19 protein-coding genes are annotated in these 21,535 nt (G+C 42.2%); 9 read left to right on the top strand and 10 right to left on the bottom strand.

Annotated elements, in window-relative coordinates; translation table 11 throughout:
* The first annotated feature begins 62 nt into the window (after positions 1–62).
* A complete protein-coding gene (locus QWZ17_RS06995) occupies positions 63–1,178 on the top strand; it encodes a DUF2911 domain-containing protein (protein ID WP_290304362.1) in 1,116 nt (371 codons plus the stop codon).
* Between the two features lie 54 nt (positions 1,179–1,232).
* Here QWZ17_RS06995 and cfa read toward each other — a convergent pair whose 3' ends face one another.
* The 5 genes from cfa to QWZ17_RS07020 form a co-directional block, all read right to left on the bottom strand.
* Entirely contained in the window at positions 1,233–2,348 is a 1,116-nt protein-coding gene (cfa, locus tag QWZ17_RS07000; protein ID WP_290304363.1) for a cyclopropane fatty acyl phospholipid synthase, read from the bottom strand.
* 351 nt (positions 2,349–2,699) lie between these two features.
* Positions 2,700–3,515, bottom strand: coding sequence for an alpha/beta hydrolase fold domain-containing protein (locus tag QWZ17_RS07005; RefSeq protein WP_290304365.1), 816 nt, complete (start codon positions 3,513–3,515; stop codon positions 2,700–2,702).
* Between the two features lie 103 nt (positions 3,516–3,618).
* On the bottom strand, positions 3,619–4,200 hold the full coding sequence (locus QWZ17_RS07010; RefSeq protein WP_290304366.1) for a Crp/Fnr family transcriptional regulator: 582 nt from the start codon (positions 4,198–4,200) through the stop codon (positions 3,619–3,621).
* A gap of 161 nt (positions 4,201–4,361) precedes the next feature.
* Positions 4,362–6,626: a Tex family protein gene (locus tag QWZ17_RS07015; RefSeq protein WP_290304367.1), complete on the bottom strand. Its 2,265-nt coding sequence runs from the start codon at positions 6,624–6,626 to the stop codon at positions 4,362–4,364.
* Between the two features lie 602 nt (positions 6,627–7,228).
* Positions 7,229–8,305: an acyltransferase gene (locus QWZ17_RS07020; protein WP_290304368.1), complete on the bottom strand. Its 1,077-nt coding sequence runs from the start codon at positions 8,303–8,305 to the stop codon at positions 7,229–7,231.
* 216 nt (positions 8,306–8,521) lie between these two features.
* Here QWZ17_RS07020 and QWZ17_RS07025 point away from each other — a divergent pair, with 216 nt between their 5' ends.
* Positions 8,522–9,304: a DUF5995 family protein gene (locus tag QWZ17_RS07025; protein ID WP_290304369.1), complete on the top strand. Its 783-nt coding sequence runs from the start codon at positions 8,522–8,524 to the stop codon at positions 9,302–9,304.
* A gap of 55 nt (positions 9,305–9,359) precedes the next feature.
* Here QWZ17_RS07025 and QWZ17_RS07030 read toward each other — a convergent pair whose 3' ends face one another.
* On the bottom strand, positions 9,360–9,914 hold the full coding sequence (locus QWZ17_RS07030) for a hypothetical protein (protein WP_290304371.1): 555 nt from the start codon (positions 9,912–9,914) through the stop codon (positions 9,360–9,362).
* A gap of 285 nt (positions 9,915–10,199) precedes the next feature.
* Here QWZ17_RS07030 and mnmL point away from each other — a divergent pair, with 285 nt between their 5' ends.
* Positions 10,200–11,150: a tRNA modification radical SAM protein MnmL/YtqA gene (gene mnmL, locus QWZ17_RS07035; protein WP_290304372.1), complete on the top strand. Its 951-nt coding sequence runs from the start codon at positions 10,200–10,202 to the stop codon at positions 11,148–11,150.
* 262 nt (positions 11,151–11,412) lie between these two features.
* Here mnmL and QWZ17_RS07040 read toward each other — a convergent pair whose 3' ends face one another.
* Positions 11,413–12,285, bottom strand: a complete 873-nt coding sequence (locus QWZ17_RS07040; protein ID WP_290304374.1) for a hypothetical protein — start codon at positions 12,283–12,285, stop codon at positions 11,413–11,415.
* A 163-nt stretch (positions 12,286–12,448) separates the two neighbouring features.
* Here QWZ17_RS07040 and QWZ17_RS07045 point away from each other — a divergent pair, with 163 nt between their 5' ends.
* The 6 genes from QWZ17_RS07045 to QWZ17_RS07070 all read left to right on the top strand — a co-directional run bounded on the left by QWZ17_RS07045 (position 12,449) and on the right by QWZ17_RS07070 (position 19,418).
* Positions 12,449–13,681 carry an acyltransferase family protein gene (locus QWZ17_RS07045; RefSeq protein WP_290304375.1) on the top strand — a complete coding sequence of 411 codons (1,233 nt, stop codon included), beginning with the start codon at positions 12,449–12,451 and terminating at the stop codon, positions 13,679–13,681.
* A 9-nt stretch (positions 13,682–13,690) separates the two neighbouring features.
* Positions 13,691–15,025 carry an acetylxylan esterase gene (locus tag QWZ17_RS07050; RefSeq protein ID WP_290304377.1) on the top strand — a complete coding sequence of 445 codons (1,335 nt, stop codon included), beginning with the start codon at positions 13,691–13,693 and terminating at the stop codon, positions 15,023–15,025.
* 22 nt (positions 15,026–15,047) lie between these two features.
* Positions 15,048–15,929 carry a hypothetical protein gene (locus tag QWZ17_RS07055; RefSeq protein WP_290304378.1) on the top strand — a complete coding sequence of 294 codons (882 nt, stop codon included), beginning with the start codon at positions 15,048–15,050 and terminating at the stop codon, positions 15,927–15,929.
* Positions 15,930–15,960: 31 nt separating this feature from the next.
* The gene (locus tag QWZ17_RS07060) at positions 15,961–17,277 is read left to right on the top strand and encodes an acetylxylan esterase (protein WP_290304379.1); all 1,317 of its coding nucleotides are present in this window, start codon (positions 15,961–15,963) and stop codon (positions 17,275–17,277) included.
* 128 nt (positions 17,278–17,405) lie between these two features.
* The gene (locus tag QWZ17_RS07065; protein WP_290304380.1) at positions 17,406–17,597 is read left to right on the top strand and encodes a hypothetical protein; all 192 of its coding nucleotides are present in this window, start codon (positions 17,406–17,408) and stop codon (positions 17,595–17,597) included.
* Between the two features lie 108 nt (positions 17,598–17,705).
* Positions 17,706–19,418 (top strand): sodium:solute symporter family protein, encoded by a 1,713-nt coding sequence (locus tag QWZ17_RS07070; RefSeq protein WP_290304381.1) that lies wholly within the window; start codon positions 17,706–17,708, stop codon positions 19,416–19,418.
* Positions 19,419–19,632: 214 nt separating this feature from the next.
* On the opposite strand, the gene QWZ17_RS07075 is transcribed toward QWZ17_RS07070, so the two are convergent.
* The 3 genes from QWZ17_RS07075 to QWZ17_RS07085 form a co-directional block, all read right to left on the bottom strand.
* On the bottom strand, positions 19,633–20,481 hold the full coding sequence (locus QWZ17_RS07075; protein ID WP_290304382.1) for a DUF2911 domain-containing protein: 849 nt from the start codon (positions 20,479–20,481) through the stop codon (positions 19,633–19,635).
* 149 nt (positions 20,482–20,630) lie between these two features.
* On the bottom strand, positions 20,631–20,975 hold the full coding sequence (locus QWZ17_RS07080) for a VOC family protein (RefSeq protein ID WP_290304383.1): 345 nt from the start codon (positions 20,973–20,975) through the stop codon (positions 20,631–20,633).
* 49 nt (positions 20,976–21,024) lie between these two features.
* A complete protein-coding gene (locus tag QWZ17_RS07085) occupies positions 21,025–21,411 on the bottom strand; it encodes a VOC family protein (protein WP_290304384.1) in 387 nt (128 codons plus the stop codon).
* Positions 21,412–21,535: the final 124 nt, after the last annotated feature.

A 21,535-nucleotide genomic window follows, 5' to 3' on the forward strand; every position in this document is an offset into this window, starting at 1 on the left:
CTGTTAAGCCATCAAACCATTTCAATTACGGGGATCATCAGCTTTTATTTAAACTTTATTGTATGAAAAGAAATTTCCTTACAGGTATTGCACTGGTAATATGCCAGGCTATTGGAATTAACGCCCATGCGCAGCTAACATCACCCGCAAACGGAGGCAATAAACGCGCCTCGGTGAGCGAGCAAATTGGCATCACAGACGTGAACATCCATTACGACCGCCCCGGCGTAAAAGGACGCGATGGCCATATTTGGGGCGGACTGGTACCGGTTGGTTATGTCGATCAGGGTTTTGGCACTTCTAAAGCCGCGCCGTGGCGGGCGGGTGCTAATGAAAACACCACTATTGAGTTTTCTACCGATGTTAAAATTGAAGGCCAGGCCCTACCGGCAGGCAAATACGCTTTGTTTATAGCTTATGACCCGGATGCACCTACGTTGATCTTTTCAAAAAATAACAGCTCATGGGGCAGCTTTTTTTATAACCCCGACGAGGATGCCTTACGGGTAAAAGTAAAAACAGTTAAAACCGATCAAAGTGTGGAGTGGCTTAAGTACGAGTTTACCAACCAAACGCCATCATCGGCAGTGGTAACATTGGAGTGGGAAAAGTTAGCTATTCCGTTTAAAGTCGATGTAGATCTTGTTGCCACCCAATTAGCATCTTTCAGGAAAGAACTACGCGGCGAAAGGGGCTTTACCTGGGATGGCTGGAACCAGGCGGCCTTGTTTTGCGCCCAAAACAAAACCAATTTAGAAGAAGGACTAACCTGGGCAAATACAGCAGTCGGGCCCGATTTTGGAGGCAGCCACAGTTTTCAGGCCTGGACAACCAAGGCAGCGATATTAGATAGTCTTGGCCGCGATGCCGAGGCGCAGGCTGCTATAAAAACCGCCATCCCTTACGGTGATATGAACGAACTGTATTTTTATGCCCGTGGTCTGGCTACACATAAAAAAGGGAAAGCAGCCTTTGATGTTTTCAAAGCCAACTATGATAAATATCCAACAGAGTTTTTAGCAAACGCCGGTATGGTACGCGCTTACTCGGCCATAGGCGATTATAAAAAAGCCCTCGCCCTTGCGCAGAAAACCCGCTCTTTAGCAAAAGACAAACCTAACCAGGATACTTTGGATAGGATGATAGCCAAACTACAGGATGGCAAGGATGTAAATTAAAAGCACAAACAAAAGCCCGGTTACTAATCAAATAACCGGGCTTTTGTTTCCTATTTATCTTACAGCCTCATATAGCCCAAGCTTTTTAGGCTTGGTATACACAATTTGCCAAAGATGATTTTTGCGGGCCCGAAATGACGCGGCGCTTGCGTTCAAATACAATAGCCACATGCGTTTGAAACTTTCGTCGTAAGCGGTGCTCAGTTCGGGCCAGTGTTGCTGAAAGTTTTTGGCCCATTCCATACAGGTACGGTCATAATAAACGCCAAAATTATGCCAGTCTTCCAAAATAAATAATCCCATAGCGGCGGTTGTAATTTGCGCTGCAGATGGCAGCATGCCATTAGGGAAAATATACTTATCTATCCAGGGATCGGTCACTTTAGTATTGTAGTTACCTCCTATGGTATGCAGCAGGGCAATACCTTCATCGGTAAGGTTTAAGGCAATTGTTTCCATGAGCGACCTGTAATTCCTATACCCTACGTGCTCCATCATACCTACGGTAACTACACGGTCAAATTGCTCTTTAATATCCCGGTAATCCTGCACGCGTATTTCAACGGGTAGCCCTTTATTTATTTCCCTGGCCAGCAAAGCCTGTTCTTCTGATATGGTTATACCCACTACAGAAACCCCATAGTTTTGAGCCGCGTATTGTGCCAGGCCGCCCCAGCCACAACCAATATCCAATAAGCGCATCCCTGGTTCAAGCTTTAATTTGCGGCATATCAGGCTAAGCTTTTGTTCTTGCGCGTCGTCAAGATTTTGCGCATTTTCCCAATAAGCACAAGAGTAAATCATCCTTTCATCCAGCATTCGCTCATATAAATCGTTACCTATATCGTAATGCTTATGAGCAACTTCCCTGGCACGGCTTTTTGTTTGCCTGTTCATGAATTTTGCTTTAAAAAAGTATTTTACTGTTTCAAAGTTTTTGGGAATGAGTTTATCAACCCGGTAATATAACATCCTGAAAAAGAATTCATCTAAAGCATCGGCGTCCCACCAGCCCTCCATGTATGATTCGCCCAGGCCAATAGAGCCCTGGCTTAAAAAACGATCATAAAATTCAGGGTTATGCACTTTCATATCCCAGGGGTTGGTGCCGTTAATAGCAATACCACCGCCGGTAAACATTTTTTCAATTATTTCTTTAGATGAGCCCACCTTGTATTTCCAGTTTTAGTGGTGAAGATATATTTTTTATACCACCGATGCAAAGTGATACGCCATGGGGCAGGAAAATCGCTTTTAACATTTCCGCCCAAAGTAAAACCTTTTAATAATCACACAACAGGTAGCCGCTATGCGGCATCTCATCTGGTTCATTTGTTTCTACAAACGGGTAGCCGCTATGCGGCAATTTTGAGTTTTATTAAATATTCGATGCCGCATAGCGGCTACCTATTTGTAGAACAACCACAATCATTTTTTGCTCCATAGGAGCTACCTTTTGCTACGCAAATTTTTAGAAGCGATTCCTTGAGCCTCGACATACACCGGCGATATTAAGGCTTATTATAGTACGCTTAAAAACTCGCTCATTTCTGTTAACACTTTTTGCGATGCTTCAGAATGAACGTTGGCCAATGGCCAAACATGGTTTTGGTTTTCATAGACGCTTAGTACCGTATTTTGCTGAACAGGCTTTACCTGGTTGTAAAAATTAAGGCTATCATCTAACAAAATTTCATTGGCCCCAACTACGATCAAAACCGGCGGGAAGGCGCTCAGCGGCACATTTTCGGGACTTGCTGTAGCTAATGATGCGTTACCGATATAATCCTTTGCCGAGCTTTTGGCATATTCCCTGGTCAGGATGGGATCTTTAGCGCGGTTTGTTTCATGCGATGGGTTGTCACAACTCAGGCTGATCCAAGGCGAAATCATTATGGCGGCTGCAGGCAACTTTATTTGCTGTTTAAGTAAATCGCCCACTAAAGAAACGATGAGGCCGCCGCCGGCGCTATCGCCAATCAAACTGATGCTGTAACCCGGGTAAATATTTAATAATGCCTTATAAATGTTAAAAACATCTGTGGGTGCTGCCGGGTAGGGCTGTTCGGGAGCCAGGGCATATTCTACAAAGAACACCTTGGTTTTTAGTTTTTGGCTGATATGACTTACCAAAGCCTGGTGCGAGCGGATGGAACCCACCGCAAACGCGCCGCCATGCAAATAAACTATTATTTTATTCGCTGCCGCGTTTGGCGGTGTAAACCAGTAACAGCTTACGCCATTTATAGCGGTTGGTTCTACGGTTACCGAATTGTCTTTAGGATATATTTTGCCTAATTGCTCAAAATTTTCTCTGCGTTTTTTGATGTCTTCCATTTGTTTTATGTTTTGAATGAACAGCACAAAGGTGAAAGCTATGGCGCGCGACAGCCCATAAACGAGTTTAAGAAATACCCTTAATATAGTTTAAGCCCGAGGCTTATTTTTTGGCGATATTGTTCCGCACCTTACTCAAAAACTCGGGCGTAATGCCCAGGTAGGAGGCTATTTGTGTGCTGGGCAAACGCTGGAACAAATGTGGGTACTGGTTGATGAACGATAAGTACCTTTCTTCGGCGGTAGAGCTGATGGCTTGCAGTATGCGATTTTCCAGTTCAACAAAACGGGTTTCCATAATCACCCTAAAATTCCTGTCAAACTTGGGGTTATTAGTGAACAGGTAAAACAGATCGGGCTTTTTGATCTGCAAAATTACCGACGGCTCAATAGCCTCTATATAAACGCGACTGGGCTTATCGGCATAAAAACTATCAATTTCCATAATCCAATCGCCTTCGGCCGCAAACTGCAGGTTGTGTTCTACACCTTTATCATCAACCTGGAATTTTTTAAAGCAGCCCTCGGCCACAAAGGTGTAATGCTTGCAAACATCACTTTCCTGCAAAATAAACTGGCGGCGCTTAATCTTTCGTTCGGTTACACGTTCGCGCAGTTCTTCCCGCTCCTCCGCATCCAACGGGAGGTAGTTATCAAAACTCGCGAATAATTTATTAATAGGCACGGGCAAAGTAATTATGTGGTTAAGATACACAAGTAATTGGAAAAGGAATAGTTTCACTTTCAGACGCGTTCTAAGCATCAATCGCCTCAAAAACAAAGCCCTGTTGTTTAAATGTTTTGCAGCACTCAAACAACAGGGTTCATTATAAAAGCGACTAAACGCTATTTAAATTTGTTTTTTAAAGCGGCCAGTTTTATGGCGATATCTGTTTCCGGGGCTTCAACCGGCTTTTTGTTGAACGATGGTTTGTTACCGGCCGGGCGCCTGTCGTCATTCCTTCTTTCCGCAGGGGCGCTTTTGTCGTTCTCTTTCATGGATAGGGCAATACGCTTGCGGTTAACGTCAACTTCGGTAACGGTAACCTCTACCTTTTGGTGAACTTTCAGCACCTCGTTAGGGTCTTTAATAAAACGGTTGGTGATCTGGCTTAAATGTACCAGGCCGTCCTGGTGAACACCGATATCAACAAAAGCACCAAAATTGGTAATATTGGTTACAATGCCAGGTAACTTCATCCCCACCTTTAAATCCCCAATGGCATTTACACCATCGGTAAAGCTAAAAGCTTCAAACTGCTCGCGCGGGTCGCGGCCGGGTTTGGCAAGCTCGGCCATAATATCATTCAGGGTTGGCAAACCAACTGTTTCAGAAGTATATTTTTGCAGTGGGATGCTCCGGCGGATAACCGCGTCGCCCATTAAATCCTTCACGGTACATTTCATGTCTTTGGCGATTTGCTCCAGCAAGCTGTAACGTTCGGGGTGTACCGCGCTTGAATCCAGCGGGTTTTCGGCGTGGTGAATCCTTAAGAAACCTGCCGCCTGCTCAAATGCTTTTTCGCCAAGGCGGGGCACTTTTTTAAGCTGATCGCGGCGTTTGAATGCACCGTTCTGATCCCGGTAATCCACAATGTTTTGGGCCAGTTGCGGACCAAGGCCCGATACATAAGCAAGGATCTGTTTCGATGCAGTATTTAACTCTACACCAACAGCGTTCACGCAACTCATTACGGTATCATCTAATGAGGTTTGCAGCTTGTTTTGATCCACATCGTGCTGGTATTGGCCTACGCCTATTGATTTAGGGTCTATCTTCACCAATTCGGCTAACGGGTCCATCAACCTGCGACCGATGGATACCGCGCCCCTAACGGTAATATCTTTATCCGGAAACTCTTCCCTTGCTACGTCAGACGCGGAGTAGATAGAAGCGCCGCTTTCGTTCACCATTACAATGGCAACGCCCGGCAGGTTAAGGTTACGCACAAACAATTCTGTTTCGCGGCCGGCAGTACCGTTACCAATAGCGATGGCTTCAATTTTATATCGGTCAAACAGGTGTTGAACCGTTTTTTCGGCCTCGCGGGCCTGGCCTGCGCCAGTGTGCGGGTAGATGGCGGTATTCTCTAACAATTTGCCCTGCTCATCCAAACAAACCAGTTTACAACCGGTACGGAAGCCTGGGTCAATAGCCATAACACGTTTTTGGCCAAGCGGCGCGCTCAATAATAACTGGCGGGCATTCTCGGCAAATACACGAATGGCTTCCTCATCGGCTTTCTTTTTGGTAAGCAGGCGCACTTCGGTTTCCATTGATGGCTTAAGCAGGCGTTTGTAACCATCTGCAATAGCTTGTTTTACCTGGTCGGCACTTGGGTTGTTGGCTTTTACAAAGCTATCCTCCAGGGCGGCAATAGCCTCTTCTTCGGCAGGTTTAATATCCAGCCAAAGAATTTCTTCTTTTTCGCCGCGGCGCATGGCTAATATACGGTGGGATGGTGCCGATTTTACGGGCTCCGTCCAATCAAAGTAATCTTTATATTTTATGCCTTCTGCTTCCTTACCGTCAATCACTTTTGACTGAAAAGTACCTTTCTCTACAAAAAGCTCGCGGATGCGTGTACGTACTTCGGCATTTTCGCTGATGGTTTCGGCAATAATATCGCGGGCACCTGCAAGGGCTTCTTCAATACTGTTAACGCCTTTTTCGGCATCAATAAAAACAGCAGCTTCGGTTTGCAGGTCGGTTTTGCGTTGTTCCAAAAGCAAATCGGCGAGGGGCTGTAATCCTTTTTCGCGAGCGGTGGTTGCTCGGGTTTTACGTTTGGGGCGATAAGGCAGGTAAATATCCTCTAAGGCAACCATAGTTTCGGCCTCATTGATCTGCTTTTCCAGCTCGGGCGTTAGCTTGCCCATATCTGTAAGCGATTTCAGGATAGCCTCGCGGCGTTTATCCAAATCGCGCAGTTGCTGAGAACGGTCGCGAATCTCGGCAACCTGTACCTCGTCGAGCGTACCGGTAACCTCCTTGCGGTAACGGGAAATAAACGGAACGGTTGCACCTTCATCAAGTAAAGCTATGGTAGCGGTTACCTGTTTTTCGGTAATGGAAAGCTCTGTGGCTATTTTTTTAGAATGCGATATCATACATCAAATTTCGGACTGCGAAGTTGAGGGAATAGGCCCACAATTCAAAAAAAGTTTTTTAACAACCGGGGGAGAAGTGACTCTTGGACTATTGGACAAAGGAGCAAGGACGGGAAGACAAAGGAGCAAGCTGGAAAAGCTATAGGAGGGAGGATAAACTGAAAATGGGCTGAAAGAAAAACTCTTTTAGCCCATTTTCAATAGCTATAAACTGGCTTATTTATATTGTTTCACCGCAATAAATAGGATTATCGTAAAAACCGCTAAAACAAAAGACAAAGCCGACCGACGATTGGCTGCCATGGCATCGGGTATACGACCAGTTGGTACAAGTTTTTGATGCTTCTTCCTGTAACTTAAACTCAATATCAACAAAAACGCAGCAATAATTAGTATAGTGTATTCCATATTGCAACTACGCACAAAGTAGCATTTTGGTTTTGTAACATTTTTATATGAACAAAAATGAACGGGACGGGTTACATTGCTAAGTTAAAGAAACCATATCTTGCGTCTTTGGTGCCCAAATCCTGTTGTGCAAATCGATTTGCAAATCTGCTCTCCATAGCGGCGGACGCAAAATATTGCGTTTCTACAGGAAACTAAATTGTTCGATTCAACAACGGCACCCGTTTCAAAATCTTCACCATTATAAAAGCCAGGCTCAAGGCCATCAACATTTTGATGGGGATAACCCACAGTAGGCTCAACGTGCCAAAATCAATATTTAAAAAACCCTTACCAAACATGAGCTGCATACACAATACATGTAAAATGTAAATGCCGTAGCTTTCCTGACTGATGTGGTTTGCTATCTTTTTCCACCATTGTTGTTTGGTACTAAAGGGATAGTTTTTCATAAACAGGAACAAGCCTGCTACCGCGAAAGGAATTTCGGGGGTAACATCGCTTTCAATTAAATCGGTTGCGTGTTTAAATTGGTATACCTGCAATAAAATAATGCCCGCTATTGATGCTATGAACGCGATAACACAAAGGGTGTACAGAGTATTCAGCGTTCTTTTAGAGAAACTGAAACTCTTTAAATAATATCCCAGTACAAAATAGCCAATGTAACCGGTAAAAATATGCAGTTCGATGTTGTTGGCCGTTTCAAGGGAAACATCAATAATCCCCAAAACACAATTGGCAATAAACCAAATCACAATAAAATACAACACCTGGCTTTCGGTAGCCGACCGTATAAACAGGTTAATAATAGGGTAAGCGAGGTAAATCCCCGTCATCATATACAAAAACCAAAAGTGAAATACCAGCGGTACACTGTAAAAGGCTTTTAAGTAATACAAGAAACTGGCGCTGGGATAGGTTTTATCAAAATAATGATAAAACAACATATAAAACGCGCTCCAGAAGACTAACGGAATAACCAGTTTAGGCAGGCGTTTGCTAAAAAGTTCTTTAATGGTAACATCTTTTTTAGGGCTAAGCAATAAACTGCCGCTAAGCACCACAAACATGGGTACGCAAAACCGGCAAAGCCCGTTATAAAACGCTGCTGAAAGCCAATCATTTTGCGGAATATGCCCGTATTGCGCTGCCGGATCGGCAGCGTTATGAAGTGTAATCACCGCCACGGTAGCCAGCGCCCGCAAAAAATCCGCATAAAACAGATGCGGTTTTGATTGGATAGCGTCGGTAGCTGCAGTTTGCGACATAAAGTGCAAGATAGTTGTTTTGGAGGACTTTGGGAGTATGAGACTATTGGAGAAGCGGACTTTGGGACTATGGGATTGGTGTACTTTCTCTGTTGAAATATGTTTCTCTGTTTTTACTCGCATACTTCGTCGTCTTAATCAAAAAGTCTTTTAGTCTTACAGTCCGCCAATCCAATAGTCCCCCAAAATCCTATCTTTGATAAAATCTAAACTTTTATGAGCCAGGCAACCACTATTGATCAAATCATTCAGCAATTAGAGGCCATTATTAGCGATGCCGTTGTAACGGGCAGCAGGGCGGGGTATTTTGCCGCATTGTACCATAAAGTTACCTGCAAGGTAAAGGAAGGTATTGTCAACGGCGAATTTGAGAATGGCCCAAGGATGGAATTATTGGATATTACATTTGCCAGCAGGTATATTGCCGCCTACAATCAATGGCAACTAAAACAGCAACCATCGGCATCGTGGCAAATCGCATTTGATATTTTTAGCAAGCCTTCAAAAATGGTATTACAGCATTTGCTGATAGGTATGAATGCACACATCAACCTCGACCTGGGCGTAGCTGTGGTTGAAACAGCGCGCGCCTTTAATCAGCCATTAGCCGAAATTCATAAAGATTTTAACGCCATTAACACCATCCTTTCGGCGCTTACCTACGAAGTAATTAACGAACTTAACCAGGTGTCGCCCCTTTTATCTTTAGCCGGTTTGCATGCGCAAAACAATTCAATATTGATCCAGTTTGCGCTTGGTAACGCCCGCGATGGGGCCTGGGCTTTTGCCGAAGATATTGATAGCCGCACCGGGCAGGATTATATCAACTCCATAACAAGCCGCGACGTCGATATCAATAAATTAGGCAAAGGCATTGTTTACCCGGTGGGTTTGCTCAGCTTTACGGTATGGATCATCCACCTGTTTGAATGGCGTAATCCATCCAGGATAACTAAGGTATTAAGTGAGTACAAGAAGGCTTATTTGAAAGTGAATTGAGTTTTGGGACAAAGGATTTTTGGAGCAAGGAGCAATAGCAGGGAAAATAAGTAGTTTAATTATGCAAATTATAATATGCCGCTATCTTTCGCGCTTTGAGGTAATTTAAAAAACCATGGGCGGTTGATGTAGTGTTACCTTTGCCAAGAGAAGTAATATTAAGATATATTAAATTATCATCAAATAGTATTGTGATTATCCTACCCCATATCGGGCTGCCAACTGGAGTTATACTTCTCATTATCAATTCATCGTTTACCTGGTAATCCAAGTCGGCATAAAAGGCGTCTAATACTTCCGTTATCTTTTGTTTGTTTTGTGATATATCTTCGCCCTTGGTAATTACAAATGCATTGCGGTAAAACATGCTTAGAACCATAAAAAGTTCTATTGCCACACAAATGGGTACTGCCCATATAAGTTCTTTAGAGCCTGAAATTGACGTCAATATAGGTATCAGAAAAACAAACAAAAAAACTGACATAATGCTGTATGAAATTACATAGTCGAAAATAACACCGCCGGTTATTTTGTATATAAGTTTATTCTTGATGATACTTTTGGGGTAATTCACTTGCGGGATGGTTCGTACAATGTAGTCTTCGTTCATTTAGAGTTTATTTTAATTAAGGTATGATATCTACTTTTTGTACCGGGCAACGTCTATGATGGTGTGAAGATAGCTGGGCAGGTTCCGCATATATATCACTAATAATCCAAGAACTTCGAAAAAGTAAGGTGCCCCCATTTTATAAAAATGAGCAAAAATGGCGTAATCACCAATATTCTATTTTAATATTTATAACAACTGCTAATCCAAAAGTATTTCATTATTAAGAATCTGCACATCTGAAATCTGCACACCTGCACATCTTTTCACTATCTTTGCGCCACAATGCAATTAACAGGCGATACAACACAGGTGTGGGAAAAGGGCTATAATAATTATGGCCCGTGGTTGAAGGAGAAATACAAGGGGCACCGTGTGTTTAAAGTTATTGTTGATGGTGGCTTTACCTGCCCTAACCGTGATGGCTCAAAAGGCTACGGCGGTTGTACGTATTGCAATGTTGATTCGTTTACGCCATCGGTAAGCCGTAACGCGCCTACTATTCGTCAACAGGTAGAGGAGGGGATGGAACGTGCCCGTAAAGGCAACAAGGCCGATAAATTTATTATCTACTTTCAGCCCAATACCAATACCTATGCCCCGGCGCATTATTTAAAAATGATGTATGACGAGGCTTTGAGCTATGGTGCCGAAGATATTGTTGGCCTGAGCGTGGGTACCCGCCCCGACTGTATCGATGCCGAAAAGGTAGCCCTTTTAGAAAGCTATACCGATCGTTTTGATGTTGACCTGGAAATGGGCATGGAATCTATTTATGATGAAACCCTTAACCAGATTAACCGCGGCTGTAGTCACCAGGAGTTGGTGAACGCGCTTAAATTGGTTGAAAACAGCAAGCTTGATATTTGCGTACACACAATCTTTGGTTTCCCTTGGGAAACGCATGACATGATGCTAAAGTACGCCGATGAGATCAATCGCTTTCCTCAAATAAAATTTGTAAAATTTCACCACCTGCATATTGTAGAAGGATCGGTAATGGGCGTTAAATACAAACGCGAACCATTCAAACTATTTGGCATTGATGAGTATGCCGACTTTTTATGCGAACTGCTGCCCCGCGTTCGCCCGGATATCGTAATCCAGCGCCTCTTCGGCCTTAGCGACCGTGAATTATTGATCGCGCCAAACTGGGGTTTAAAAAAATCAGAAATCCAGTATTATATCGATCAGCGGATACTGAGTAAGGGGGTAGTACAGGGGTCTGCCCTTTAAAATTGTTGCGGCTACTGCAGCGAGTTAGGTTGCGCTAAACTCGCGACAACTTTTTATAAGTTCAAACTTATTCCTCCTAAATACGTTTAACCGCTTTATAACTCTGCTGCCGCGAGTTTAGCGTAGCGTAACTCGTGGTAATTTACAATTTAAGCTTCCAGCTTAAATTACCTTGCAAACTATTGCAGTCGATTTAATTTAAAAACTAAATTATGAAAGCTACGGTTGCTCTCGGCTAAGCCTGTGGCTGCTTGAATAATGATTACCTGTGATAGTAGTATTTAAACATCCTATCCATCTTTTTATCAACGTAAAAGATAGAGGTGTACAGGGTGCCATCAGAATTATAAATTAGCTTGTTGGTGTATTTGGTTTTTTGTAAGCCAACAGTTTCAAAACCAATAATTTCAATACATTGATTATATCGGTTGAATTTATACGTACACCAATACGCTTCGTCTTCGCCCGGTTTTAGTTTATTTATATTGATAATTTTATCTCCGTTTTTAGTGGTATCAGTTTGCATGGTAAAACTGTATTCCGGAGTGTCTTGTTTATAAAAATAATCTATAACCTCCAGATCATTTGCATCGTTATATCTTGCTAAATTGGAAATATAGGATGGTTGGTTACCTGTTGTTTTAGTAATACGATATAACCGCCCCATGGAATCGTACTCTCTTTTTTCCCTGTTAACAAATAAAGTGTCTGAGGGATAATTTACATGATTTTCTAACCTGCCTATTGTATCGTAGCTGTATTCATGAATGGTGTAAATACCTTTACGATAAAAATTGTTTTTTGAGTAAAAATAGGCTGCTTTTTTATTTATCAATCCAAAAGCATAATAAGTGTATACAATTTTTTGATCTAAATAATTCTGCCTGTTAAAATGCACCTGGTCTGTTAATTGCCCCTCGGTATTATAGTTAAAATTTGTTGCGTCCAAATAAATTGAGTCGGCAATACCTTTGCGGCTTAAATGATACTCATAGGTCTCTCTACGTACAATTTTGTTTGCAATAATAAATTTATTAGGAAACTGATCAATGCCCAGAAATTGTTCAATGATTTCTTGCGCTTGCACATTATTAAATAAAACTATAAAGAAAAGTGATAGTAAAGTTTTTTGCATAAAGTTTGGTATGATGCGAAATAACAAAATTTCAAATATTTAAGCGCAGCAGATTCGCAAACTTATTCGCCCCAAATACGTTTAACGGCTTTATAACTTTTGGTATCGGTTTTGTTAACTTATGGTTGAAAAAACTTGTTGAATTTCCTAACGTATATCTGTTTTGTCACAAAGAGCGCAACAAAATTATATCCCGGCCCTAACCGGCGTACGTGCAATGGCTGCCTACCTGGTGTTCATATCGCATTTTGCTTATGTTTTTGATGAGAAATTTCCTCACTCTGTGCAACGTTTTTTTAACGAGTTCCACATCGGGGTTACTATTTTCTTTGTGCTTTCGGGGTTTTTAATCGCTTTCAGGTATTTTGATAGTTTTAAACTTACTAAAGACTGGTTTAAACAATACCTTAAAAATAGGGTGGCTCGTATTTACCCCATGTACGCTATTTTAACCATGGGGGCATTTATAGCATATCATTTTACGCAAAATCCAATAGTTACGGCCGGGCAAAATCCCGTGGTGATGTTTTTTATGAACATTGTATTCCTCCGTGGCTTTTTTGATCAGTTTAAATTTACGGGGGTAGCGCAGGGTTGGTCCCTTACGGTTGAGGAGTGCTTTTACTTTTCGGCACCGTTTATTTTCCTCATCGCCACCAAATACAAAAGGTTTTATATCCAGCCTATAGCAGTTACTGGTTTGGGTGTTACGCTGGTTTTAATTTTTAGCCATGTAAACTGGTACGGTTTCTTTGGCAATTTTACTTTTATGATGCTGTACACCTTTTTAGGCAGGTGTTTTGAGTTTTTCGCGGGCATTCAGCTGGCGCTTATTGTGCGTAAACAAAGGCTTGATGGTACCAGTAAAAAAAAGTTTACCTATTTGGGCTTTCTCATGATATTCGTTTGCGTATGGATCATGTCTGTTTTGCCTATTCCGAAAGGCCAGGAGGCAGGGTTGCATAATCCCTTTGGCATCATCACCAATAACTATTTACTGGCAACTTCAATAGCGCTGTTCTTTTACGGCTTGCTTACCGAAGCTACCATTCTTAAAAAAATGCTATCAACCCATTTTGTTGAATTATTGGGTAAAAGCTCTTATATATTTTATCTTATACACTTAGGGTATATGTATAATTATATACATGAGGGTTTTAACTGGCTTAATGATTATACTTTTAATTTGTATGATAAATGGGGAGTTGATTGGCATTCGCCGTTTGAGTACGATAGTTTAAACCTTCTGTATGCTTTTATCGTTCTAAATATAATTTCAATCACTTTGTTTAAACTTATTGAGGAGCCGCTTAACCATTATATTCGAAAATCAGACTTTTTGATCAAGAACAAGGCGCGAAATCCGGAAAACGAGTCGGCAAAGATCAGTGCATAATTACTATTTATGGCAACGAACTTTAAAACGTATTTAATTTTATTATTTGCAGTAACCACATTTCAGCAAGCCTTCGCCCAGCACGATTCGCCCGTATCAAAAAAAGCAACCCCGCAAAAAGAAGACGAGGAAACGGTATCAACCGTACTAAACATCGATAGTAAGGATGGCATCTTTAATTCCGCGGCCTCATTTACTTTCGATGTAAAAAATACTTACAATGTTGAGCAGGAAGGTACCGTATCTTATTTGTTGACCGACGAAAAGGGCATTAAGGTTAAAGCATTTTCAAAGCCTGTAAAAATTGCCAAAAAAAGCAACGAGCATTACAACTTTGACATCTCCGGTTTAAAAACGGGTTTCTACAAGCTTAACGTAATGATCAATGTATCTGATTATGATGATACTACCCGGCGCGCCTTCGGCATCAGGGCTGATGAAATTAAATCGGCTTATCCAAAACCCGCAGATTTTGACAGTTTCTGGAAAACAGCCAAAGACGAACTTGCCAAAGTAAAACCGCAGTTTAAGGTTACTGAGCAGCCTTCACAAAATACAGATAACCGCAGGGTGTTCCTTATCGAAATGAAATCGTTGGATAACCTTACCATTCGCGGCTGGATGACGATACCCAAAACACACAATAAAAGCAAAGCATTCTCGGTATTGTTAGGTTTGCCTGGTTACCAGGTTACACTAAAACCCATTGTTGGGCGCGACGATGATCTGGCCATTATCACCCTAAATACCCGCGGCCAGGGCAATAGCCGCGATGTGATCCATACCGAGCGGGATGCATTTATATCATACAATATTGAGGATAAAAATAAATACGTAATGCGCGGCGTAATTATGGATTGTGTGCGCGCTGTTGATTTTATTTTTTCACGTAAGGAGTTAAGGCACGACCAAATTTTGGCTACCGGGGGTAGTATGGGCGGTTATTTAGCAATAGCATTGGCAGGCTTAGATAGCAGGGTTACCATCTGCTCGGCACAAAATCCCATCCTGAGCGATGTGCACAATCTGGTGGGTGCGGTTGAATGGCCTGTAAACGATATCAGGAAATATGTAGCCGGCAAACCCGATGTTACGTTTGACCAGGTTTTGAGCAACATGGAGTATTTTGATACCAAAAACTTTGCTACTAATGTTAAATGCCCGATATTGCTTGGTTTAGGTTTACTTGACCCTTATGTACCACCCAGCAACGGTTACGCGGTTTATAACTCGTTAAATACCGATAAAAAAGTAATGGTTTATAAAGACCTTGGGCACGAGGTAAGCCAAAAATATAAAGATTTTGAAGGCGCGTGGATGCGTGATACCTTTGGATTGTTTTAAACAGATACGAATGATTAAATATATGACCCCGAACAAAAGCTTATTCAAATATTTGATTGCTGTAGTGATGCTGATTGCTGCCGTTCGTCAAAATAGTTATGCCGATGGTTTCCCTGTCAGGCCCGGTCGTTTTATATTATCACCATCTGTAAGTTACTTTTTTGCCAGCAAGCAATTTGATTCTACAAGCCACCGTCGCCCATTTGATGATAACGGGCGCTTTCACTCTTTAAGCTATTCGTTATATGGTGAGTATGGTATTAGCCGTAAATTTACCTTATCGGCCTTGGTACCATATTCCATGAACTATTTTAAAAATGATCTATCGCCCACAGCAACAACCATTAATGGTTTCCAGGATGTAGAGATCGGCCTTAAATACTACCTGGCTAACATCAATTACAAATACTATTTCAGCTTAAAGGCTACAGGTATCATCCCAACATACCGAAACAATGCCAACTTGGGCTACGGACAATACGGGGGCGAATTGAAACTGGCTTTTGCGGGCAGCGGTCATCTGTTTGGTAAACAAAGCTTTTTTGTATTGGAAAATGCCGTTCGCGATTATTTTGGCATGAGCGAAGATGCAGTTTTTCAGGATAGGTATGGTGCTACATATGGCTTAACGCTTGATAGGAAGTTTAAAGAGCAGCTTTCTCTTAGTTTTAGCGGCTTTTACACCACCAGTACAAATACATTATTCAACAATACGCCAATCATATCGGCCAACCCCAATACAGGCAGAAACTTTGCCTTTAACCAGGTATCCTTAAGCTATGGACACGCGTTTGCTAAAAACCTATCGTTGTTTTTAACCGGCGGCACGTTTATAACCGGGCGCAATACAGGCGCTGGTACCAGTGTTTCGGCATCTTTAAATTATCGCATAGATACCCGGTAGTAGTTTACTATATTTGAGATACTGAAATATTATGACCTGCAAAAAATCCCCCATCGCTGCAATAAGTTTGGTATGCCTGCTTGTTGCCAATTCCCTGAGCGCCAAAACGCATGTTCAAAAAACCAATACCGATGAAGATGTTTCCACAACGCTTACCGCGGGAAGTAAAGATGCTATTTTTAGCAGCCGTGCAAGTTATACTTTCAATGTGAAAAATGCTACCGATGCCCCGCAAACGGGTACGGTATCATACATAGCGGTAACGCCCGCGGGTGTTACGGTAGCTAAAGAAACCCGTAAGGTTACCTTATCAAAACATAGCAACAATAGTTATGATTTTACGGTGCCCGCGCAAAAACCGGGTTTTTATAAAATTAACTTTATGGTGAATGTATCTGATTATGACGATACCACCCGCCGCGTTTTTGGTATAAGGCCCGATGAAATCCAATCGCAACACGGTCGCCCGGCAGATTTTGATAGCTTTTGGACGAATACCAAGGCCGAATTAGCCGCTGTTAAGCCCAATTTTAAAATGACCGTGCAGCCCTCACAGGAAACTGAAAACCGGAAGGTTTACCTGGTGGAAATGCGCTCGCTTGATAATATTACGGTGCGTGGCTGGCTTACTATTCCTAAAACAACCATAAAAAATAAAAAGTTCACCACCTTTTTGGCTTTACCCGGTTACCAGGTTGATTTAAAACCCATGCTTGGGCAGGATGATGATATAGCCATACTGGCGCTTAATGTGCGCGGTCAGGGTAATAGTCGAGATGTTATTCATCCTAAAAGGTTGGATTATATTAGTTTAAATGTAGAGGATAAAAACAAATACGTACTGCGTGGTGCCATTATGGATTGCATCCGCGCTATCGACTTTATATGCTCGCGCCCCGAACTTGATTCTAAACGCATTGAAGTATCCGGCGGTAGTATGGGCGGTTTCCTCGCGGCCTCTGTGGCCGGCCTTGATAATCGTGCCCAGTTGATTTCCTCACAAAACCCTATCCTGAGCGATATTCGCAACCTTACCGATCAGGAAGACTGGCCGATGTACGATCTGCGCAAGTACGCTGGCGAAAAAGGCATAAAATTTGACCAGGTGCTGGATAACCTTGATTATTTCGACATTAAAAATTTCGCTCAAAACATTCAAACCCCCGTATTGTTGGGCATCGGTTTGCTCGACCACCTTGCACCACCCAACAACGAGTATGCCTTTTACAACCTTATTTCTAAAAAATACCGCGACATTATGGTATTCAAAGATCTGGGCCACGAAGTACCCATGACCTATGTATTGGAAGAGGGCCATAGGATGCGGGATAAGTTTGGGTTGTTTTAGTAAGTTCCCGCAGGTTTAACGAAGCGTAACTTGCCGCAATCATCAAATTATAAAAATCATTTCTCCAAATAAACTGTTGCTATAATTCAATTAATCATTTACTTTTGCTCCGTTAACACACAACAGATATGAGTAATCACGAAGAAGAAAAAGACAACCTTGATTTTGTATTCTATATAGTTGCCCTGCTATCGGGAGCATTTGTAGGTTTAGTAATTGATAAAGGTTTTACCTGGGTAGTTGTTGGTGGTGTGTTGGGCTTATTAACTGCAGCTGCCTTCCTCAATATTTTGGTAAGAGGTCGTGGAGAGAAGATCTGATCCTGATCTTCCTTCCTTCATAAAAAATTGGAACCAGTTTTACGGCATTGTAGTCGCATGGCTGGTTTTTTTAGTTTTTGTATTTTGGCTCATTACTAAATATTTTGAATGAGCTTACCCGATTGGATAGTTTTAGGCCTCACGCTATTTGGCATAGTGCTGTATGGCATATGGAAAAGCGGCAGCAATAAAAACATCGATCAATTTTTGATGGGCAACCGCTCATTGCCCTGGTACCATGTAGGCTTTTCGGTTATGGCTACCCAGGCCAGCGCTATCACCTTTTTATCGGCCCCCGGGCAGGCATATTCAGATGGGATGCGTTTTGTACAATTTTACTTTGGCCTGCCCTTGGCTATGATTGTGCTTTGCATCACCTTTGTACCCATTTTTCACAAGTTAAAAGTTTATACGGCCTACGAGTTTTTGGAGCAACGGTTTGATTTAAAAACCAGGGCGCTCACAGCTTTCTTGTTCCTGGTATTGCGTAGCCTATCAACAGGTGTGGCTATTTATGCGCCTGCTATCATCCTATCAACCATTTTAAATATCAATACGGTTTACACCACGCTGTTTATTGGAGGCCTGGTTATATTTTATACGGTTTATGGCGGTAGTAAGGCTGTATCATACACCCAGTTGCTGCAAATGAGCATCATTTTTATGGGCATGTTTGTAGCCGCCGTTTTACTGGTTGTGTTGCTGCCAAAAGGTGTAGGCTTTGGCCACGCCATAAAAATGGCAGGCAAACTGGGCCGCATGAACGTGATTGACTGGAAGTTTGACTGGGATAACCGCTACACCGTGTGGAGCGGACTGATAGGCGGCTTTTTTTTACAACTCTCCTATTTCGGTACCGATCAGAGCCAGGTTGGGCGCTATTTAACCGGTAGCTCGGTAGGGCAAAGCCGTTTGGGTTTGATCATGAACGGCTTAATCAAAATTCCAATGCAATTTTTGATCTTGCTGATTGGAGTATTGGTTTTTGCCTTTTACCAGTTTAACAGGCCGCCCTTGTTTTTTAACAATTACGAAGTAGATAATGTTAAAAAGGGAGCCTACGCCACCCAATACAACCACCTTGATGAGCAATACACCCAAGCCTTTGAAAACCGGAAAACCAAAACCGGGGAACTGCTAAAAGCCATCGATAGTAAAAATCCGCAACAGGTAGATAAAGCCCAGGAGGCTTTGAAACTGGCCGATTTACAAGCCCGCATGATAAGGCAGGGTGCTTTAGCGGTAATGAAAAAAAGCAACCCGGGAGCCGATGAAAACGATACCAATTACGTTTTCCTCACCTTTGTTAAGCAGTACCTGCCCCGGGGCTTGGTAGGTTTATTGATAGCCATCATTTTTTTGGCTTCCATGGGGTCAACAGCCAGCGCGCTCAACTCCCTGGCTTCAACAACGGTAGTAGATATCTATAAACGCACCATAAACAAAAACGCTTCTGATAAAAATTATCTTAATGCATCCCGGTTAGCAACTGTTTTTTGGGGCGTGGTATGCGTTATCATGGCGCTATACGCCAGCAAACTGGGTAACCTGTTAGAGGCAGTAAATCAATTAGGCTCATACGTATACGGCACCGTGTTAGGCGTGTTTGTGGTAGCCTTTTACATGAAAAAAATAAAAGGAACCCCGGTATTTATAGCCGCGATAATCAGTGAAACTGTCATCATATACCTGGGGGTAAGCAAAACCGTAGCCTATTTATGGTTAAACCCCATAGGGTGTTTTTTGGTGATGATAGTGGCATATTTGATAAATCAGATATCGTCTAAATCTTCTAAGCCGCCATTAGCGCCTAACAAATAGCATATTCTTTGTAAAGACATATTACATGTGTCTCTACGGAAATCATTCGCTGACTACTTAAACGCGGAACCCACCCCTGCCATTACACTATTCCAACGCGCCCCCTCCAAGGAGGGGATTTGAAACAAAAAGGGCTTTTGCTGTTTGCAAAAGCCCTTTTTTAAAAATTTGTTCTTAAAGTCCTCTCCTTTGGAGAGGATTTAGGTGAGGCTTCTTAATCCTTCGCGTTATCCAAAGCCTGTTGATTTAACCTTAGGTACTCATCATCTTTACTGGCCTTTGAAAGGGCTACGCCTGCTTCGGCCGCGGCAATAGCGCCCGCTTTATCGCCTTTACGCAATAACAGGCGCGATTCCCAAAGTTTATACCAGGGGCCTTTCGGTTCTATTTTTTCGGCTTCGTAAACCCAGCCTAAAGCTTTATCAACATCTTTGTTGTTTTCGTAATAGTACTGAATGGCGTTGAAATAATAAGGCTTGCGATCGCCTTTCATTAATTCGTCAATGTTTGCGGTAATTTTGGCATCATCGTCGGTTTCCAGGTGAATTAAGGCAGCGGTATGGTCCCAAACCAGGTATAAATCTGTTGATTTTGTAGTCGAGTTGGCAAAAGCCATCGTAAACGTTTCGCGTTTTTCGCTCACGCGGAGTGGTTTTATGGCAAAACGTACAAAATCTTCGCTTTGTTTATAGCTATAGGCTCCCCATTGTTTAACCACTTTATTGAGGATCACCGTCCACTCATTTTTTTCGGGAATGGTAAAAAGAGAATAGGTACCGGCAGGAACGGAATTACCTTCAATTTTTACTTTTTCGGTAAAGGTGATGGTGGTCGCGGCGTTGGCACCTGTGCGCCAAACTTCGCCCCACGGAATAATGCCTCCAAATATTTTGCGTTCTTTAACATTTGGGCGCGAGTAGGTGATCGTGATTTTGCCCAGTCCAAAATCCTGGATAATGGTTTGCGTGGAACTGGCCTCAGGAATACGTGGTATTTGGGCATAGCTTTTATAGCTACAACATGCTAACAGCACCGTAACTAACAGGAAGTACGTTTTTCTCATATTATGTTTCAGACAACTAAGATACCAAATGTTTTTAATCGGGAATTATTGTGTTGGAGTGATAATATTATGAAAAGTTTAATGGGGGGTGGTTAATAGTTGATTGAGTTGGATTAGATTGAGCTGGGTTATTAATACGCTGATCTGTTTTATTCTAAAAAAGCAAGGGTATACCCGTCAGGGTCAGCAATGTAAAACTCTGTGCCGTAAGGCATTTGCCTTAAAGGCTGAATTATGGTAACCGGGAGCGTTTTGATCACTTCAAAAAAATCATTGATGCCGGTAATCTCGAAAGTTAAATCTATGTGCTCATCATCACTGTTGCTTACCCTGTTCTTAATAGCCGAATAACCCAATTTTAGGTGGATACTAAAACCATCTTTGATAATCCCCGCATAAAAATCTTCATACCTAAAATCAATTTCAAAGCCCAGGTTTTGCCTATAAAAATTCAGGGACTGTTCAAGATCGGCCACTACAAAAAGCGGACTCATCTTCTTAATTTGAGGATACGCGGGATGCATATTACGTTGTTTAAAATAGTTATTTAGGTCTGCCAAAAAACAATACATAGCCGTCGGCATCTGTTATTTCAAATCCGCGTAAACCATCGCTGTTATCATGAATAGATTTCCTGAATACTACCCCGTTTGAAGTAAACTCTTCAAATAATACATCTGGCTCTTCTACAGAAACAAATGCGTCCCAGGCGGCCCACTCATGCCGGGTATGGTTAGGAATGGGTTTAATATCTGGGGCAATGGCCTTTAGCATGATAGAAACAGCATCACGACCCAGCATTGCATAATACTCATCACCCTCAGGCCCTATAAATAGTACATCAAAACCGAGCTTATCTACATAAAAAGCCACCGAATCTTTTAAATTGGAGACAATAAAAAAGGGCGAGATGAAATTGAGTTTCGACATTGTTTTAGCTTTAATTGCACACTAATGAGTTAAATAACAATCTGTTGCTGTAAATATCAGCAGTTAAACCAACGAAAGCAAATCATAGCAATAAGCGTGAGGTGCATTTCGTTTATGCTTGTCA

Origin of the sequence: Mucilaginibacter flavus, assembly GCF_030409315.1 — a bacterium.
In the GTDB taxonomy this organism is placed as follows: Bacteria; Bacteroidota; Bacteroidia; order Sphingobacteriales; family Sphingobacteriaceae; genus Mucilaginibacter; species Mucilaginibacter flavus.

Bases quoted from the DNA above. Each gene is read 5' to 3' on its own strand.
- QWZ17_RS07020 (WP_290304368.1), bottom strand. From the start codon at position 8,305: ATGTCGCAAACTGCAGCTACCGACGCTATCCAATCAAAACCGCATCTG.
- QWZ17_RS07055 (WP_290304378.1), top strand. From the start codon at position 15,048: ATGACCCCGAACAAAAGCTTATTCAAATATTTGATTGCTGTAGTGATG.
- mnmL (WP_290304372.1), top strand. From the start codon at position 10,200: ATGCAATTAACAGGCGATACAACACAGGTGTGGGAAAAGGGCTATAAT.
- QWZ17_RS07080 (WP_290304383.1), bottom strand. From the start codon at position 20,975: ATGAGTCCGCTTTTTGTAGTGGCCGATCTTGAACAGTCCCTGAATTTT.
- QWZ17_RS07005 (WP_290304365.1), bottom strand. From the start codon at position 3,515: ATGGAAGACATCAAAAAACGCAGAGAAAATTTTGAGCAATTAGGCAAA.
- QWZ17_RS07030 (WP_290304371.1), bottom strand. From the start codon at position 9,914: ATGAACGAAGACTACATTGTACGAACCATCCCGCAAGTGAATTACCCC.
- QWZ17_RS07085 (WP_290304384.1), bottom strand. From the start codon at position 21,411: ATGTCGAAACTCAATTTCATCTCGCCCTTTTTTATTGTCTCCAATTTA.
- QWZ17_RS07015 (WP_290304367.1), bottom strand. From the start codon at position 6,626: ATGATATCGCATTCTAAAAAAATAGCCACAGAGCTTTCCATTACCGAA.
- QWZ17_RS07065 (WP_290304380.1), top strand. From the start codon at position 17,406: ATGAGTAATCACGAAGAAGAAAAAGACAACCTTGATTTTGTATTCTAT.
- QWZ17_RS06995 (WP_290304362.1), top strand. From the start codon at position 63: ATGAAAAGAAATTTCCTTACAGGTATTGCACTGGTAATATGCCAGGCT.
- QWZ17_RS07050 (WP_290304377.1), top strand. From the start codon at position 13,691: ATGGCAACGAACTTTAAAACGTATTTAATTTTATTATTTGCAGTAACC.
- QWZ17_RS07040 (WP_290304374.1), bottom strand. From the start codon at position 12,285: ATGCAAAAAACTTTACTATCACTTTTCTTTATAGTTTTATTTAATAAT.
- QWZ17_RS07060 (WP_290304379.1), top strand. From the start codon at position 15,961: ATGACCTGCAAAAAATCCCCCATCGCTGCAATAAGTTTGGTATGCCTG.
- QWZ17_RS07075 (WP_290304382.1), bottom strand. From the start codon at position 20,481: ATGAGAAAAACGTACTTCCTGTTAGTTACGGTGCTGTTAGCATGTTGT.
- QWZ17_RS07070 (WP_290304381.1), top strand. From the start codon at position 17,706: ATGAGCTTACCCGATTGGATAGTTTTAGGCCTCACGCTATTTGGCATA.
- QWZ17_RS07025 (WP_290304369.1), top strand. From the start codon at position 8,522: ATGAGCCAGGCAACCACTATTGATCAAATCATTCAGCAATTAGAGGCC.